This window comes from Micromonospora sp. WMMD1155 (assembly GCF_029581275.1).
GTDB lineage: Bacteria > Actinomycetota > Actinomycetes > Mycobacteriales > Micromonosporaceae > Micromonospora.
In genome coordinates this window covers 1881474-1898190 of record NZ_CP120742.1, presented here as the reverse complement: position 1 = coordinate 1898190, position 16717 = coordinate 1881474, and the positions used below count along the sequence as shown (strand labels likewise).

At 72.2% G+C, this 16717-nt stretch carries 14 protein-coding genes; 6 read left to right on the top strand and 8 right to left on the bottom strand.

Annotated features, from left to right (window positions below; translation table 11 throughout):
• Positions 1–246 precede the first annotated feature (246 nt).
• The 5 genes from O7617_RS08390 to deoC form a co-directional block, all read right to left on the bottom strand.
• Positions 247–1152, bottom strand: a complete 906-nt coding sequence (locus O7617_RS08390) for a M56 family metallopeptidase (RefSeq protein WP_282262646.1) — start codon at positions 1150–1152, stop codon at positions 247–249.
• Between the two features lie 10 nt (positions 1153–1162).
• Complete coding sequence (locus O7617_RS08385) at positions 1163–1630, bottom strand: BlaI/MecI/CopY family transcriptional regulator (RefSeq protein ID WP_282262645.1); 468 nt, start codon at positions 1628–1630, stop codon at positions 1163–1165.
• 317 nt (positions 1631–1947) lie between these two features.
• Positions 1948–2772 (bottom strand): aldehyde dehydrogenase family protein, encoded by an 825-nt coding sequence (locus O7617_RS08380; protein WP_282262644.1) that lies wholly within the window; start codon positions 2770–2772, stop codon positions 1948–1950.
• Entirely contained in the window at positions 2765–4195 is a 1431-nt protein-coding gene (locus O7617_RS08375) for an aldehyde dehydrogenase family protein (RefSeq protein WP_282262643.1), read from the bottom strand. Before O7617_RS08375 ends, O7617_RS08380 begins: the two co-directional genes overlap by 8 nt.
• Positions 4196–4201: 6 nt before the next feature.
• Positions 4202–5161, bottom strand: a complete 960-nt coding sequence (gene deoC / locus O7617_RS08370) for a deoxyribose-phosphate aldolase (protein ID WP_282262642.1) — start codon at positions 5159–5161, stop codon at positions 4202–4204.
• 126 nt (positions 5162–5287) lie between these two features.
• On the opposite strand from deoC, the gene upp reads away from it, so the two are divergent.
• Positions 5288–5920, top strand: a complete 633-nt coding sequence (gene upp / locus O7617_RS08365) for a uracil phosphoribosyltransferase (protein WP_145786266.1) — start codon at positions 5288–5290, stop codon at positions 5918–5920.
• A 74-nt stretch (positions 5921–5994) separates the two neighbouring features.
• Complete coding sequence (locus O7617_RS08360) at positions 5995–6672, top strand: GPP34 family phosphoprotein (protein WP_282262640.1); 678 nt, start codon at positions 5995–5997, stop codon at positions 6670–6672.
• A gap of 75 nt (positions 6673–6747) precedes the next feature.
• Here O7617_RS08360 and O7617_RS08355 read toward each other — a convergent pair whose 3' ends face one another.
• Positions 6748–8415 carry a phospho-sugar mutase gene (locus O7617_RS08355; protein WP_282262639.1) on the bottom strand — a complete coding sequence of 556 codons (1668 nt, stop codon included), beginning with the start codon at positions 8413–8415 and terminating at the stop codon, positions 6748–6750.
• Between the two features lie 48 nt (positions 8416–8463).
• The gene (locus O7617_RS08350) at positions 8464–10509 is read right to left on the bottom strand and encodes a serine/threonine-protein kinase (protein ID WP_282262637.1); all 2046 of its coding nucleotides are present in this window, start codon (positions 10507–10509) and stop codon (positions 8464–8466) included.
• 206 nt (positions 10510–10715) lie between these two features.
• Between O7617_RS08350 and O7617_RS08345 the strand changes: the two genes are divergently transcribed.
• Positions 10716–12299: a methylmalonyl-CoA mutase family protein gene (locus O7617_RS08345; protein ID WP_282262635.1), complete on the top strand. Its 1584-nt coding sequence runs from the start codon at positions 10716–10718 to the stop codon at positions 12297–12299.
• A 447-nt stretch (positions 12300–12746) separates the two neighbouring features.
• On the top strand, positions 12747–14006 hold the full coding sequence (locus O7617_RS08340; RefSeq protein ID WP_282262634.1) for an amidohydrolase: 1260 nt from the start codon (positions 12747–12749) through the stop codon (positions 14004–14006).
• Here O7617_RS08340 and O7617_RS08335 read toward each other — a convergent pair.
• A complete protein-coding gene (locus tag O7617_RS08335) occupies positions 13963–14913 on the bottom strand; it encodes a DUF4349 domain-containing protein (protein ID WP_282262633.1) in 951 nt (316 codons plus the stop codon). The two genes, O7617_RS08340 and O7617_RS08335, sit on opposite strands and share 44 nt — an antisense overlap.
• A 114-nt stretch (positions 14914–15027) precedes the next feature.
• Here O7617_RS08335 and O7617_RS08330 point away from each other — a divergent pair, with 114 nt between their 5' ends.
• Positions 15028–15660 (top strand): MBL fold metallo-hydrolase, encoded by a 633-nt coding sequence (locus tag O7617_RS08330; RefSeq protein ID WP_282262632.1) that lies wholly within the window; start codon positions 15028–15030, stop codon positions 15658–15660.
• Positions 15661–15664: 4 nt separating this feature from the next.
• A complete protein-coding gene (locus tag O7617_RS08325; RefSeq protein ID WP_282262631.1) occupies positions 15665–16687 on the top strand; it encodes a hypothetical protein in 1023 nt (340 codons plus the stop codon).
• The last annotated feature ends 30 nt before the right edge of the window (positions 16688–16717 follow it).

Below are 16717 nucleotides of genomic sequence, written 5' to 3'. Positions count from 1 at the left end.
TACTACGCGACGTCGTAGGCAAGTCTACGACATGGCGTAGTAGTTGTGGGGTGGGTGGATCGAGCGCGATCTTGTGATCAGCGGGTGGCGTTGCGGCGGCGGCGCGGGCGTTGCGGTGCGGTGCGGTGCGGGGCGCGGGCGTCGCGGTGCGGGGGTGGCGGCGCGGGCGTCGCGGCGCGGCAGTGCGGGGCGCAGGGGTGCGGGTGCTCGGGCCAGGCGACCCCGCGTCAGGTCGCCCAGGTCAGCTCAGGACAGGAACAGGGTGATCGGGAGGGCGACGAGCGTGCTGGCCACCGCGAGGGCGGTGGCGCCGAGCACCCGGGGCGGGCGGTCGCTGACCAGCAGACGCTGCACCCGTACGTCGAGGTCCCGGTCGCCCACGCCCAGCGCACCGGCCGGGGTGATCCGGTGACCGGCTGCGGCGAACCGGCGCAGCGCGCCGGCCAGCGGCGCCTCCGCGTGCAACTCGCGCGCCTTGTCGTCGGCGCGCATCTCGACCAGCAGGGCGACCCGCTCGTGGGCGTCGTGGACCCAGCCGAACCAGGGCAACGCCCGGCACAGCGCGGTGAACGGCAACAGCACGAGATCGTGCCGTTCGTGGGCGTGCGCTCGCTCGTGGCTGAGCACCGCGGCCAACTCGGCGCGGTCCAGCATGCTCAACGTGCCGGCGCTGACCACCACCTGCGGCTTCACCCCGGGCAGGCAGTACGCGGCGGCGCTCGGATGATCCAGCACGAGCGCGCCGGGCGCGGCCGGATCGTCCCGGGCGACCAGCGAGAGCAGGTCCCGGTGCCGACGCTGGGCGCGTACGGTGCCGTGGATGCTGCGCACGGTCGTGGTGACCAGGACCGCGCCGATGCCGAAACCGACCCCGACACCAGCGAGATGGAAGGTGCTCAGCCCGACCGGCAGCGTGCCGTGGGCGAGGTCGTCGGCCAAGGTGAGCAGTGCGCTCCCGGTCGGCAGGCCGTACGCGCTCAGCCCGAGCGCCATGGGCAGGCCCATCGCCGATAGCCCCAGCGCCAACCCGACCGCCTGCCAGCAGACGATCGCCACCCGCGGGCTGCGCCACGTCCAGGTGGAGCGGGCCAACACCTGGGCCGTCAGATAGCAGGCCAGCATGGTTGCGGCGAAGTGCACGGCGTAGGCCACGGCGTGCGCCCTACCGCTCCGCTGCCTCGCCGGCGGGCCGTCGGCCCGTCGGCCCGTCCAGACGGTCGGTCAGCTCGGAGCCGCCGTCGGCGTCGGCGGAACCCGGCCCGGTCAGACCGGCCTCGCTCCCCAACGCCGCCCGTAGCACCTCCGCCTCGGTGCCGGTCACCGATCGGGCGAACCGCACCAGCGCGGCGTCCCGGCTGCCGCCCAGGTCGAGGGCGTCGAGCATGAGCTGGGCGATGTGCGCCTCCCGGCTGGCCGCCGGCCGGTACCGCCAGGCCCGGCCCTCACGCTCCCGCTGCACCATGCCCTTGCCGGCGAGCCGGTCCAGCACGGTCATCACCGTCGTGTACGCCAACTCGCGGCCGTCGAGCGCGTCGGCCACCTCACGCACGGTCACACCATCCGACGTGCCGGGGACCACGTCCCACAACACGTCCATCACCGCACGCTCAAGATCGCCCAGCCGAGTCACGAGCCAATCCTACCCCCGGTAGTAGACCCCCAGCTCACCCCGGGCCGGCCTAGGAGCACCCCAAGATCCGCACAAGAACGGGGATATTGCTGCCTCCAGCGCTCCAGAGGCAGCAACATCCCCGAAGTTGCGCAGATCTTGGCCCCGGCGCGGGAACCCGTTGACCGGCAACCCGACCCGAGGCAAGACCCGTGCGCTGACCCGCCCGACGGGCCCGGCCCACGTCAGGTTTTCCGGGGGAGCCCGCCCACGCAGGGATCAAGCCTGACCGCCCGGAGTGGGCGGGCTCCCCCGGAAAACCCAAAAACCAAGACCGATCACACCCCCTTGGGGTGCCACACCGTCTTGGTCTCCAACAGCGTCGTCATCCGGGTCACGCCCGGGTCGGCGGTCCAGTCGTGGTCGGTCGGGGTGGGTCGGAGCACCCGCTTGAGGTTCTCGGCCGCCTTGACCTCCAACTCGGTGGCGAGCGAGGCGTCGGTCACCCCGGTCAGGTCGAGCGCGTTGACGTCCATGTGCGCCGCCAGCGTCGGTGCGGTCTCGGTGATCGCGCCGGTGAGGATGTTGACCACCCCGCCGGGCAGGTCGGAGGTGGCCAGCACCTCGGCCAGCGTCACCGCCGCCAGCGGCTCGGTCGGGGAGGCGGCCACCACCACCGTGTTGCCGGTGACGATCGCCGGGGCGATCACACTGACCAGACCGAGCAGCGCCGGGCGCTCCGGGGCGACCACGGCGACCACGCCGGTCGGCTCGGGCGCGGAGATGTTGAAGTACGGGCCGGCGACCGGGTTCGCGCCGCCGTACACCTGGGCGAGCTTGTCGGCCCAGCCGGCGTACCAGACCCAGCGGTCCACCGCCGCGTCCACCTCGTCGCCCGGGATGCCCAGGGCGACGAACTGCTCCCGGCGGCCCTCCAGCATCTCGGCGACGCGGTAGAGGATTTGACCCCTGTTGTACGCGGTCGCGCCGGCCCAGCCCTTCACGGCGGCGCGGGCGGCGACCACCGCGTCCCGGGCGTCCTTGCGGGAGGCCAGTGACACATTCGAGGACTGCACGAGATACGACCGTCCCGACTCGCTGCGCGGGAACTTCCCGCCGATGAAGAGCTTGTACGTCTTGCGTACGGCGACCCGCTCAGACATTGAGGTACCCCTCCAGCCCGTGCCGGCCGCCCTCGCGACCGTAGCCCGACTCCTTGTAGCCGCCGAACGGCGAGGTGGGGTCGAACTTGTTGAACGTGTTGGCCCAGACCACGCCGGCGCGTAGCCGGTCGGCCATCCACAGGATCCGTGAGCCCTTGTCGGTCCAGATGCCCGCCGACAGCCCGTACGGCGTGTTGTTGGCCTTCTCCACGGCCTCGGCCGGGGTGCGGAACGTGAGCACCGACAGCACCGGCCCGAAGATCTCCTCGCGGGCGATCCGGTGGGCCTGGGTGACGCCGGTGAAGATGGTGGGCGCGAACCAGAAGCCGCGGTCGGGCAGTTCGCACGGCGGTGACCAGCGCTCGGCGCCCTCGGCGGAGCCGGCGTCGGACAGCTCGCGGATCCGCTCCAACTGTGCGGCGGAGTTGATCGCGCCGACGTCGGTGTTCTTGTCCAGCGGGTCGCCCACCCGGAGCTGGGCCATCCGCCGCTTCAGCGACTCCAGCACGCGGTCGGCGACGTTCTCCTGGACCAGCAGCCGGGAGCCCGCGCAGCAGACGTGCCCCTGGTTGAAGAAGATGCCGTTGACGATGCCCTCGACGGCCTGGTCGATCGGCGCGTCGTCGAAGACGATGTTGGCCGCCTTGCCGCCCAGCTCCAGGGTGAGCTTCTTGCGGGTGCCGGCGACGGACCGGGCGATGGCGCGACCCACCTCGGTGGAGCCGGTGAAGGCGACCTTGTCCACGCCGGGGTGCTCGACCAGCGCCCGGCCGGTCTCACCGGCGCCGGTGACGATGTTGACCACGCCGGCCGGCAGGTCGGCCTGCTGGCAGATCTCGGCGAAGAGCAGCGCGGTCAGCGGGGTGGTCTCGGCGGGCTTCAACACCACCGTGTTGCCCGCGGCGAGCGCCGGGGCGATCTTCCAGGCCAGCATGAGCAGCGGGAAGTTCCACGGGATGACCTGCGCGGCCACGCCGATCGGTTGCGGGTTCGGCCCGAAGCCGGCGTGACCCAGCTTGTCGGCCCAGCCGGCGTAGTAGAAGAAGTGCGCGGCGACCAGCGGCAGGTCGACATCCCGGGACTCGCGGATCGGCTTGCCGTTGTCGAGCGATTCCAGGACGGCCAGCTCGCGGGAGCGCTCCTGGACGAGCCGGGCGATCCGGTACAGGTACTTCGCCCGGTCCCGGCCCGGCATCGGGCCCCACACCTTGTCGTACGCCTTGCGGGCGGCCCGGACCGCGCGTTCCACGTCCTGGGCGCCGGCCTCGGCGACCTCAGCGAGGACTTCCTCGGAGGCGGGGTTGATCGACTTGAAGCTGCCGCCGTCGCTCGGGTCGACGAACTTACCGTCGATGAACAGCCCGTACGAGGGTTTGAGGTCCACCACCGAGCGGGACTCGGGGGCGGGGGCGTATGCGAACATCGGCTATCAGTCCAGGGTGAAGTAGTCGGGACCGGAGTAGGTGCCGGTCGTCAGCTTGGTGCGCTGCATCAGCAGGTCGTTGAGCAGGCTGGACGCGCCGAAGCGGAACCAGTCCGGGTCGAGCCAGTCCGGGCCGACGGTCTCGTTGACCATCACCAGGTACTTGATCGCGTCCTTGGTGGTCTTGATGCCACCGGCGGGCTTCACGCCCACCTGGCGCCCGGTCGCCGCCCGGAAGTCGCGGACCGCCTCCAGCATCACCAGGGTCACCGGCAGGGTCGCCGCGACCGGGACCTTGCCGGTGGAGGTCTTGATGAAGTCGCCGCCGGCCAGCATGGCCAGCCAGGAGGCGCGCCGGACGTTGTCGTACGTGGCCAGTTCGCCGGTCTCCAGGATGACCTTGAGGTGGGCGTCCCCGCAGGCTTCCTTGGTGGCCACGATCTCGTCGTAGACCTCCTTGTACCGCCCGGCCAGGAACGCGCCCCGGTTGATCACCATGTCGATCTCGTCGGCGCCGGCCGCGACGGCGGCCCGGGTGTCGGCCAGCTTGATCTCCAACGGGGCCTGGCCCGACGGGAAGGCGGTCGCCACGCTGGCCAGATGGACACCGGACCCGCGCAGCACCTCGGCGACGTACGGGACCATCGCCGGGTAGACGCAGACCGCCCCGACGTGTGGGCAGGACGGGTCGGCCGGGTCCGGGCGCAGCGCCTTCGCAGCCAGCGCGCGCACCTTGCCCGGGGTGTCCGCCCCCTCCAGCGTGGTCAGGTCGACCATCCGGATCGCCAGGTCGATCGCCTGGGCCTTGGCGGTGGTCTTGATGGATCGGGTGCCGAGCTGTGCCGCCCGCTGCTCCGCGCCGACCTGGTCCACCCCGGGCAGGCCGTGGAGGAAGGTCCGCAGAGCGGTCTCGGATCGTCCCAGCTCGGAGAGCTCCGACCGGGCCGACGTCGTTGTCGCCGTCATGCCCCGAAGTCTACGCACCGGAACGCGGAGTGATCTTGCTCACGATCGGTGCGCGGACGTGAGCGGCGTCGCTGGTCCGACCGCGCGCGCACCACCGCGCCCTACGGAACGGTAGGTTGAGCGATCGTGGACGTACACGTCATTGACCACCCGCTGGCCCAGTCCAGGTTGACCGCCATGCGGGACGCGCGCACCGATTCCTCGACGTTCCGGGCCGCGCTGCACGAACTGACCACCATGCTGGTGTACGAGGCGGCGCGCTCCTTCCCCGTCGAGCGGTACCCGGTGCAGACGCCGGTCACCGGCACCGAGGGCACCCGGCTGGCCAACCCGCCGCTGCTGGTGCCGGTGCTGCGGGCCGGTCTCGGCATGGCGGACGCCGCACTCGGCCTGCTGCCCGAGTCGTCGATGGGCTTCGTCGGCCTGGCCCGCGACGAGGAGACCTACGAGCCGCGCGCCTACATGGAGTCGCTGCCCCGCGACCTGGCCGGGCTGCCGGTGCTGGTGCTGGACCCGATGCTGGCCACCGGTGGCTCGCTGGAGCACTCCTGCCGCCTGCTGGCCGATCGCGGCTGCACCGACATCACGGTGCTCTGCGTGCTCGCCGCCCCGGTGGGCATCGAGCGGTTGGAACGCTCCGGTCTGCCGATCCGCCTGGTCACGGCCTCGATCGACGAGGGGCTCAACGACAGCATGTTCATCGTCCCCGGGCTCGGGGACGCCGGTGACCGTCAGTTCGGCGGCATGCCCCGGTTCTGAGGGCTCCACCCGGTCGATGCCGGGTCCGGCGGGTCCGCGCGCGGTGGTGCGCGGACCCGCTACCGTCTGCGGCCATGACTGGTGTTGCGCTCGCCGAGGAGTTGCTGCTCCTCGCCTACGACGACTCGACCGGCAAGGCGACCATGCCGCGGATCAGCCTGGACCTCGGCATGGCCGCCGCGGTGCTGGTCGAGCTGGCCATCGCCGGCCGGATCGCATACGCCGACGGGTCGTTGGCCGTGGTCGACCCGACGCCCACCGGTGAGCCGGTGGCCGACGAGGTGCTGGGCCGGATCGCGGCCGACACCCCGCACACCCCGGCGTCGTGGGTGCAACGCCTGCGGCACGGCCTGCGCGACAAGATCCTCAACGACCTGTGCGCCCAGGGTGTCGTCCGGGATGTCGACGAGACCGAACTGGGGTTCATCCACGTGCACCGTTATCCGGTGGTGGACGCCTCCGTCGAGGCGGAGACCCGTCAGCGGCTGACCGAGGCCCTGACCGGCGCGGCGGCCCCGGACGAGCGGACCGCCGCGCTGGCCACCCTGGTCGTCGTGCTCCGGATGGAGACGGCGCTGGGCGTAGGTGCCGAGGAGGTCGCCACCGCTCGCCGACGGCTGGAGGAGATCGCCACCGGCGCGGGCTTCTCCGGTCAGGTGAGCACCGACGACTCGGTGGTCCGCCCGTCGGTGGGTCTGGTCGTCGCCGCCCTGGCCGGAGCGGTGGACGCGGCGCTCGGCAAGCGCGCCTGAGCGTCCGACCCGGCGCACCCCCTGACCGCAGCGTTCGGCGCGGCGCTCGGTGAGCGCGCCTGACGGCCCGCGCCGTCAGAGGCCGAGGGCGGCGCCGACCTCGGCGCGCAGCCCGGCGACGGCCTGCGCCGCCCGGCTGCGCGCCGCCGGGACGTCACCGTCGGTGACCGGCTCCACCACCTCGAGGTACGCCTTGAGCTTCGGCTCGGTCCCGGAGGGGCGGATCACCACCCGGGCCGACCCGGTACGCAGGATCACCACGTCCGCCTCGGGCAGCAGGTCCCGGACGCTGTCCACCGGCTGGCCGAGCAGGGTGGTCGGCGTGGCCGCGCGGATCCGGGCCATCGCGTGGGTGATCACCCGCAGGTCGTCCACCCGGGCGGACAGTTGGTCGGTGTGGTGCACGCCGAACTCGGCGGCCAACTCGTCCAGCCGGTCGGTCAGGGTGCGACCCTGCGTCTTGAGGCCGGCGGCCAGCTCGGCCACGGTCAGCGCGGCGGTGATGCCGTCCTTGTCCCGGACGTGCTCCGGTGCGACGCAGTAGCCGAGCGCCTCCTCGTAGCCGAACACCAGGGGCGCGCTCCCGCCGCCGGCCCGCACGATCCACTTGAAGCCGGTGAGCGTCTCGTCGTAGGGCAGACCCCGGGCCGCGCACATCGCCCGCAGCAGTGACGACGACACGATCGTGGTCGCGTAGAGCCCGGTCACCCCTCGGCGCATCAGGTGGTCGGCCAGCAGCACGCCCACCTCGTCGCCGCGCAGCATCCGCCAGCCGTGCCGGTCTTCGCGGACCACCACCGCGCAGCGGTCGGCATCCGGGTCGTTGGCGATGGCGAGGTCGGCGCCGGTGGCGTCGGCCAGCGCGATGAGCCGGTCCACCGCACCCGGCTCCTCCGGGTTGGGGAACGACACGGTGGGGAAGGCCGGGTCCGGTTCGGCCTGGTCGGGGACGACGCCGGGCACCGGGAAACCGGCGCGGGCGAAGGCGGCGGTGAGCACCGCCGCGCCCACCCCGTGCAGAGGGGTGTACGCCACCGACAGGTCCCGTGGCCCGTCCGGGTCGATCACCGCGGTGGCCTGCTCGACGTACGACGCGACCAGGTCGTTCCCGAGCACCTGCCCGGGTCGGCCGAGCGGGACCTGGGTCAGCGGACCGACCGCTCGGATGGACGCCTCGATGCCGGCGTCGGCGGGCGGCACGATCTGTGCGCCGGCACCCAGTTCACCGCCCAGCTCCGCGCCGAGGTAGACCTTGTAGCCGTTGTCCTGGGGCGGGTTGTGGCTGGCCGTCACCATCACCCCGGCGACCGCGCCGAGGTGGCGCACCGCGTACGCCAGCACCGGGGTGGGGAGCGGGCGGGGCAGCAGCAGCGCCGGGCGGCCGGCCCCGGTGGCCACCTGGGCGGTCCGCTCGGCGAACTGCTTGGAGCCGTGCCGAGCGTCGTACCCGATCACCAGGGGACCGGTGCCGCCCTGGGCCGCGAGCCAGCCGACCAGGCCGGCAGCGGCCTGGGTGACCACGGCGAGGTTCATGCCGTTCGGGCCGGCCCGCAGCGGCCCACGGAGGCCCGCGGTGCCGAAGGTCAGCGGGCCGGCGAACCGGTCGGCCAGTTCCGGGGCGCTCGCCGGCAGCCCGTCGAGCACCGCCGTCAGCTCGTCCCGGCTGGCCGGGTCGGGGTCCTCGGCCAACCAGCGCCGGGCTTGCTCGCGAATGTCGTCGATGTCAGTGGTGTCCGCCGCCATGCCCCTTGATAGCACGGCGGCGGATCATCGCTGCGGGTTCCCTCCGGCTCAGCCGTCGCCGGTGAGCTGGAACGTCCGCACCATCTCGTCGAAGATCGGCTTGCTCTCCGCGAACTTGGCGTCGGTCGCGGTGAGGTAGAACGAGTACGCCTTGCCGCCCTCCGCCACACCACGCCACACGCCGTGCCGCATGGTGTCGCCCTCGCCGCAGGTGTACTCGAATTCGGCGGCCGCCTTGCTGGCCAACTCGGTCTCGGTGGCGCTGACCTGCTGGTACGGCTTGACGCAGGAGGTCGACTTGGACTTCAGACCGTTTTCGGCCGTCTCCGCCCACCGGGCCGAACTGCTGGACCACTTCTCGGTGATGATGCGCACCTTGCGGCCGCTGTCCTCCGGGTCGATGTAGTCGGTGTAGGAACCGCCGGTGGCCTTCTTCCAGCCCTTCGGCACCATGACCTGGATGCCCCGGGCGGCGTGTTCCTGCATCTCGACCGCAGGAGCCGCCGGAGCGGACGGGGTCGGTTGCGCCACCGGGGTGTTCGGCGGGGCGTCGTCGCCACCGCTGAGCGCCACCGCGGTGATCAGCAGCACGACGACCAGGCCACCGGCTGCGGCGAGCTGAACCTTGCGCGGCCAGCCCTTGACCCGGTCGACGAGCTGACCACCGGTGGCGCGGACCTTGCCCAGAGCGCCACCGTTCGAAGCGCCGGGGGTGGTGGCCCAGGGCTGGCCGGTGCCGGGCACCGACCACTGGTTGCCGCCGCCGTAGGTGCCGCCCACGCGCTGGGTGGCCTCCGGTGCGCCGCCGAAGCCGACCTGCTGGGTGGCGTCGGCCGGCGTGCCGTAGGTGACCCGCTGGGTGGCGTCCGGGTGCGCGCCGGCGTCCACCCGCTGGGTGGCGTCCGCGCTACCGCCGTAGGAGCGCCCGGGTGTGGGCATCGCCCCGGTGGGAGTGTGCAGTGGGCCGGCCAACGCGTCCGCGCTCGTCTCGTCGAGCCCGGTGGCGCCGGCCGGGGCGGCGGACGGCTGGCGTTTGCCCCGGTTCAGTGCCGCCAGCCGGTCGGTCAACGACTCGCCGGGGGCCAGCATGGCGGGCCCACCGATCTGGCTGTCCGGCTTCGGCTCCGCCGGAGGTGGGGGCAGGACGGGCACCGGGCGCTGCTGCACCGGCACCACGGCGTACGGGTCGGTGACCGAATGCACCGCGGTCGCGGTGCTGCCCAACGGGCCGGCGAGCAACTCGCGCAGCATGGCCCGGGAGGTGTGCACGTCCAGACGACGCGCCGGATCCTTCTCCAGCAGGCCCATCAGCACGCGGGTCAGCGGGCCGCTGCGCTGCGGCGGCGCGGGCGGGTCCTCGACGACGGCGTGCATGGTCTCGATCGGGTCGCCCTTGTCGAACGGCGGCCGCCCCTCGACCGCTGTGTAGAGCGTCACACCCAGCGAGAAGAGATCGCTCGGCGGGCCGAAATCCTGACCCATGGCGCGCTCGGGGGAGATGAAGTGCGGTGAGCCGAGCACCATGCCGGGGGTGGTGAGCTGCACGTCGGTGGGCATCCGGGCGACGCCGAAGTCGGTGAGCACGCAGCGTCCGTCGGTGCAGATGAGCACGTTGGCGGGCTTCACGTCCCGGTGCAGCACGCCGATCGCGTGCGCGACCTCCAACGCGCCGAGCAGGGCGATGCCGATCTTGGCGACGGCCCGGGGCGCGACGGGACCGTCCTCGATCACCATGTCGGCGAGGCTGCGGGCGTCCAGCAGCTCCATCACGATCCACGGTCGACCGGCCTCGGTGACCACGTCGTACACCTGCACCACAGCGGGGTGCTGGATGGCGGCGGCCGCGCGGGCCTCGCGCAGGGTGCGTTCGTACATGGCGTCACGGTCGCTGGGGGCCAGCCCCGGAGGTAGGACGACCTCCTTGACCGCCACGTCACGGCGCAGCAGGGTGTCTGTGGCGCGCCACACCGTGCCCATGCCGCCGTTGCCCACCGAGGACCGCAGCGAGTACCGGCCACCGATGGTGGTGCCGGGCGCCGCTCGTCCGTTGGCGGGACTGACTGGTCCGCCGCTCCACGTCGGGATCTGAGTCACAGAAAAGCCACCGGGGGAAATCGAGGGGGGCTGGGACACAACCCCCCTATCTTGCTGGTTCCGACGCCCGATGCGAAAGCCGACGCGACGGACGTTTATCGAAGTCGACAGAACGTGCCCTGTCGTTCACCTCGTGTCGACCGCTCGGGACGCACTGTGCGGTATCCCTCACCCGACGGCGTGGCCAGGCGTCCTACCATCCGGGGATGAGTGAACGGCGGTCAAGCGAGTCCGGTTTCCCGATCAACGGCGTCTACACGGCTGCCGACCTTCCGGAGGACCTGGACTCCCGGCTGGGCGGCCCGGGCGAGTTCCCGTACACCCGGGGGGTCTACCCCACGATGTACACCTCCCGTCCGTGGACCATGCGCCAGTATGCCGGTTTCGGCACCGCCACCGAGTCCAACGCGCGGTACCACCAACTGTTGCGGGCCGGCACGATGGGTCTCTCGGTCGCCTTCGACCTGCCGACCCAGATGGGGTACGACTCCGACGAGCCGATCGCGCACGGCGAGGTCGGCAAGGTGGGTGTCGCCATCGACTCCATCGAGGACATGCGGCTGCTCTTCGCCGACATCCCGCTGGACAAGGTCTCCACCTCGATGACCATCAACGCGCCCGGCTCGGTGCTGCTGCTGCTCTACCAGCTCGTCGCCGAGGAGAACGGGGTGCCGGGCTCGGCGCTCAACGGCACGATCCAGAACGACATCCTCAAGGAGTACATCGCCCGGGGGACGTACATCTTCCCCCCGAAGCCGTCGCTGCGCCTGGTGGCCGACACGTTCGCGTACTGCCGCAAGGAGTTGCCGAAGTGGAACACCATCTCCATCTCCGGCTACCACATGGCCGAGGCCGGCGCGACGCCCGCGCAGGAGATCGCGTTCACCCTGGCCAACGGCGTGGAGTACGTGCGGGCGGCGCTGGCCGCCGGGCTCGCGGTGGACGACTTCGCCCCCCGACTGTCGTTCTTCTTCGTGGCCCGCACCACGCTGCTGGAGGAGGTGGCGAAGTTCCGCGCCGCCCGGAAGATCTGGGCCCGACTGATGCGTGACGACTTCGGCGCCAAGGACCCGAAGTCGATGATGCTGCGGTTCCACACCCAGACCGCCGGTGTGCAGCTCACCGCGCAGCAGCCCGAGGTGAACCTGGTCCGGGTGGCGGTGCAGGGGTTGGGCGCGGTGCTCGGCGGCACCCAGTCGCTGCACACCAACAGCTTCGACGAGGCCATCGCGCTGCCCACCGAGAAGGCCGCCCGGCTCGCGCTGCGCACCCAGCAGGTGCTGGCGTACGAGACGGACCTGACCGCCACCGTCGACCCGTTCGCCGGCTCCTACGTGGTGGAGGCGATGACCGCCGAGATCGAGGCCGCCGCCGTCGAGTTGATGGAGCGGGTCGCCGACCACGGTTCCGCCGTGGACGCGATCGAGGCCGGGTTCCAGAAGCGGGAGATCGAGCAGTCCGCGTACCGGATCGCCCAGGAGATCGACTCGGGCGAGCGGGTGGTGGTCGGGCTCAACCGGTTCACCGTGGACGAGGAGGAGCCGTACGAGCCGCTGCGGGTCGACCCGACGATCGAGGCGGCCCAGGCCGAACGGCTGGCGCGGCTGCGCGCCGAGCGGGACGCCGACGCGGTGGCGCGGGCGCTGGCCGATCTGCGGGCGGCGGCCGACGGCACCGACAACGTGCTGTACCCGATGAAGGCGGCACTGAAGGCCCGCGCCACGGTGGGTGAGGTCTGTGGCACCTTGCGCGAGGCGTGGGGACTGTACCGGCCGACCGATCGCTTCTGATCATCGCCGACCGCTGAGCGCGGTGTGTCCATCGCGCTCAGCGGGTACCCCCTCGGTCGAGTGCGAACGCACACCGTGTGCGCCCGTGGTGGGTGCCTGCGTGTGAGCGTCCTTATCCGGCTCGTTGCGGAGTGTGGTCGGCTAATTGTCGGAGTGTCAGTTCACCACCCCGACTAATGCGACAATTTGCAACAGGGGTCCCCTGAGTGTCGCCGGATTCGTGACCGCCACGACTGGTTACGCGTTGTAGGAGGTGAGGGGCGGATGGCGGCGTTCGAGCACGATCTACCTGCTGTCCCGCACATCTCCGAGCGTCCTCAGCAGGGCATACGTGACGCTACGCGCACCGATCATTACCGTAACGAGGTTGCGCAGCGTCACCGCCGGAGGTCTAGGCTGTCTGCTGTCCCCGATGATCCATCCATTCCTAGTGATCGAGAATTCGACGTGACGAGTGCGTTGACGCTGCCCACGGATGGCCAGCTTGCGTCGTCCTGGCTGGAGACGCCGCCCGGGTCCCAGCCCCTGCCCCGCGACCTGGACCACCTCCTCGCGCTCCGGGTACCGGGGCTGATCGCTACGCGCCGTCACCTCCACTCGCATCCCGAGCTGTCCGGCAACGAGTTCGAGACGGCCGCGCTGATCGCCAGGGAGCTGTCGCTGGCGGGGCTGACCCCGCGCCTGCTGCCCAAGGGCAACGGTGTGATCTGCGACGTCAACGGCAGGCCGGACGGCCCGGTCGTCGCGCTGCGCGCCGACATCGACGCCCTGCCCCTCGACGACCCGAAGGACGTGTCCTACCGGTCGACCGTGGAGGGCGTCTGCCACGCCTGCGGCCACGACGTGCACACCTCGATCCTGCTCGGCGTCGGCATGCTGCTGGCCCAGCTCGCCGACCTCGGCGAGCTGGACGGGCGGGTCCGGCTCATCTTCCAGCCGGCCGAGGAGATCCTGCCCTGCGGCTCGCTGGAGGTCATCGAGGCCGGTGGCCTGGACGACGTGGTGCAGATCTTCGCGTTGCACTGCGACCCGAACCTGCCGGTGGGACAGGTCGGCCTGCGGGTCGGCCCGATCACCGCCGCCGCCGACAACGTCACCGTCCGGCTCTCCGGTCCGGGCGGCCACACCGCCCGGCCGCACCTGACCGTCGACCTGGTCGACGCGCTCGGCCGGTTGATCACCGAGGTGCCCGCGCTGGTCAGCCGCCGGGTGCCGGCCAACAGCGGGCTGCTGCTGGTCTTCGGCCACGCCTCGGCCGGCACCCGGTACAACGTCATCCCGTCCGAGGCGAGTGCCTCCGGCACCCTGCGGGTGATGGACCGCGACACCTGGGAGCAGGCTCCCAAGATCGTCGCTCAGGTGGTCCGGGACGTGATCGCCCCGACCGGCGCGACTGTCGACCTGGAATACCTGCGTGGCCGACCGCCGGTGTGCAACGACTCCCGGGCCATCCAGGTGCTGACCGCCGCCACCGCCGCCGCGCTCGGCCCGGAGGGGATCGCCGAGACCCCGCAGAGCATGGGTGGCGAGGACTTCTCCTGGTATCTGGAGTACGTCCCCGGCGCCCTCGCCCGGCTCGGCGTGGGTCGCTCCGGGCCCAACGTCGACCTGCACCGCGCCAGCTTCGACGTGGACGAGCGGGCCATCCCGGCCGGCGTACGCGTCATGGTGCAGACCGCGCTGCGGGCACTGGCGGCGGCGCGCTGACCGGTGCGGCCGGGCCCGCGGTCTTCTTCCGCCGACGCAGCACCAGCAGCAGCACCGCCACCGGCACGCCGAACGCCACCAGCCAGGGCAGCAGCGCCCCCAACACGGTGAGCAGGACGGTCAACGAGGCGACGAAGGCCTTCCAGCCGCCCTTGAGCCCGACCAGGAAACCGGTCTCGGCCTCCTCCTGGGCGGCCTTCTTCGCCGCCGGCCCGGCCAGTGACACGGTGATCGTGGAGAGAGCGGTCAGGTCGGCCAGTCGCCGCTTCTTCGCCTCCAACGACGCCAGGTCGGCCTCCCGGCGACCCAACTCGTTCTCCAACGTCACCAGGTCGGTGATCGAGCTGGCCCGGGAGAGCAGCCGGCGGGCGCTGTCCACCCGGGCCCGCTGACTCGTGATCCGGGCGTCCAGGTCGACGGTCTCCTCGGTGACGTCCTGGGTGTCGATCTCCCGGCTCTGTTGCTGGCCGAGCTTCGAGATCTCCTCCACCACCTCGGTGAACTTCGGTGCCGGCACCCGCAACTGCAACTCCGCCACCGCGTCCTGGTCGGCACTGCGGCGTTGGTCACCGCCGACGAAGCCACCGGCCCGGGTGGCCACGGCGACGACCTCACGGGCCTTCGCGTCCACATCGTCCACCTGCACGCGCATCGTTCCGGTGTAGATGATCGCCCGCTGGTCGACCCGCAGGTCCGGGGCGCCGGCACCGGCCGCCTGCTGCTCCCCACCCTTGGCGGCGTCCCGAGCCGCCTCGCCGCCGTTGGCCGCCGCCGGTGCCTCGGCCGCCGAGCCCGCGGTGTCCTCCGCCCCGCTGTCGCCGGCGCTGCAGCCCGTCAACACCAGTGCGGCCGCCAGTGCCGCTACCGCCAGCGGTGTCCCGCGCCGTCGTACCGTCCATTCATCCATCCCCGCTCCCATCGTCATCGTCCGGTGTGGCGATAGCTCGGACGCGGCGCACGCACCGGCTGGTTCCGGCAGACTGCGCTGAGGACGTCACGATTCGATAATCGAGGAGTCACGATGCGGCTCACCAAGTACGCCCACTCCTGCCTTCGGGTGGAGCACGACGGCGGGGTGCTCGTCGTCGACCCGGGGGTGTTCAGCGACCCGACGGTGGCGCTGGACGGTGCGGACGCGGTGCTGATCACCCACGAGCACCCGGACCATCTCGACCTGGCGGCGCTCCGCCTCCAGCTCGACCGGCGGCCGTTCCCGATCCACGGTCCCGCCTCGCTCGCCGAGGCCCTGGGCGACGCGGCCGAAGCCCTGCGCCCGGTCACCGCCGGTCAGTCGTTCACCGCCGCCGGGGTCGCCGTGCGCGCGTACGGGGGGCGGCACGCGGTGATCCACCCGGACATCCCGGTGATCGACAATCTCGGCTACCTGATCAACGACGTCGTCTACCACCCGGGGGACTCCCTGGTGGTGCCCGACGAGACACCAGTCGACACGCTCTTCGCGCCGATCCATGCGCCCTGGTCGAAGTTCTCCGAGGTGCTCGACTTCATCCGGGCGGTCGCGCCGCGACGCGCGTACGCCCTGCACGACGCCCTGCTCAACGACAACGGGCTGGGTGTGCTCGACAGGCAGTACGCGGCGCTGTCCGGCACCGACTACCAGCGGCTGGAGCCCGGCAGCCGGGTGGACGTCTGACCCGATGCCCGGCCCCTCGACGGAGCTGGTGCAGCAGCTCTACCGCACCCCACCGGACCGGTTCGTGGCCGCCCGGGACGCCGCCGTGGCCGAGGCCCGCCGGGCCGGGGACGCGAGCACCGCCCGACAGTTGGCCCGGCTACGTCGCCCGACGGTGGCCGCCTGGCTGGTGAACCTGCTCGCCATCAGACGCCCCGAGCTGGTCGCCGACCTGGTGCACCTCGCGGACGCGCTGCGCACCGCCCAACGGGAGCTGCGCGGACCCCGGCTGCGGGAGCTGTCCGCGCAGCGCCGGGCGGTGGTGGGTGCCCTGGTCGTCGAGGTCCGCAAGCTCGCCGCGGCGGAGCCGGACGCGCCACCGGCGGGTCGGCTGCCGCTGGCCGAGGTGGAGGCGACCCTCAACGCCGCGTTCTCCGACGCCGAGGTCGCCGAGCAGGTCCGGGCGGGCCGGCTGCTCCGGGCGGCCAGCTACGCCGGTTTCGGTGAGGTGCCCCGGCCACAACTGCGGCTGGTCACCGACGACGAGGAGCCGGAGGAGGAACGCCCGGCCCGCCGACCCGGTGCCCAGCGGGAACGCGCCGGGGCAGCTCCCCGCCCGGACCAGGTGACCTCCCGCACCGACCAGGCGACCTCCCGCAAGGACCGGGCAGCGGAGCGCGCCGAGCAGGCGGAGCGGGCTGCGCAGCGGGCGGCCCGCGCCGAGCGGGCCCGGCAACGCCGCGCCCTGGACCGGGAACTGGCGGCGGCCCGGGCCGACCAGGAACGCGTCGAGGCGGAACTGACCGAGGCGACCGCCCAGGAGCGGGACGGCGTGGCCGTACTCGACGGGATCGGGGCCGAGCTGGCCGAGTTGGAGCGGCGGCGGGCGGTGGCCGAGCAGGATCTCAGCCGGGCCAAGCTCGCCCGGCGCGCCGCGGAGCGCACGGTCACCTCGGCGCGGCGGCGCGCGGGCGAGGTGGAGGCGGCGATCGAGGCGTTGGCGGCCGAAGAGGGGGATGCGGACGCGGGTGCCGGCGCGGCAGACTGAGGATCGATGGACGACGACGAGTACGCGGAG

Excerpts from the sequence above, each read along its gene's own strand:
- O7617_RS08380 (WP_282262644.1), bottom strand. The coding sequence starts at position 2,772 with ATGTCTGAGCGGGTCGCCGTACGCAAGACGTACAAGCTCTTCATCGGC.
- O7617_RS08375 (WP_282262643.1), bottom strand. The coding sequence starts at position 4,195 with ATGTTCGCATACGCCCCCGCCCCCGAGTCCCGCTCGGTGGTGGACCTC.
- deoC (WP_282262642.1), bottom strand. The coding sequence starts at position 5,161 with ATGACGGCGACAACGACGTCGGCCCGGTCGGAGCTCTCCGAGCTGGGA.
- O7617_RS08360 (WP_282262640.1), top strand. The coding sequence starts at position 5,995 with ATGACTGGTGTTGCGCTCGCCGAGGAGTTGCTGCTCCTCGCCTACGAC.
- O7617_RS08355 (WP_282262639.1), bottom strand. The coding sequence starts at position 8,415 with ATGGCGGCGGACACCACTGACATCGACGACATTCGCGAGCAAGCCCGG.
- O7617_RS08345 (WP_282262635.1), top strand. The coding sequence starts at position 10,716 with ATGAGTGAACGGCGGTCAAGCGAGTCCGGTTTCCCGATCAACGGCGTC.
- O7617_RS08335 (WP_282262633.1), bottom strand. The coding sequence starts at position 14,913 with ATGGATGAATGGACGGTACGACGGCGCGGGACACCGCTGGCGGTAGCG.
- O7617_RS08330 (WP_282262632.1), top strand. The coding sequence starts at position 15,028 with ATGCGGCTCACCAAGTACGCCCACTCCTGCCTTCGGGTGGAGCACGAC.
- O7617_RS08325 (WP_282262631.1), top strand. The coding sequence starts at position 15,665 with ATGCCCGGCCCCTCGACGGAGCTGGTGCAGCAGCTCTACCGCACCCCA.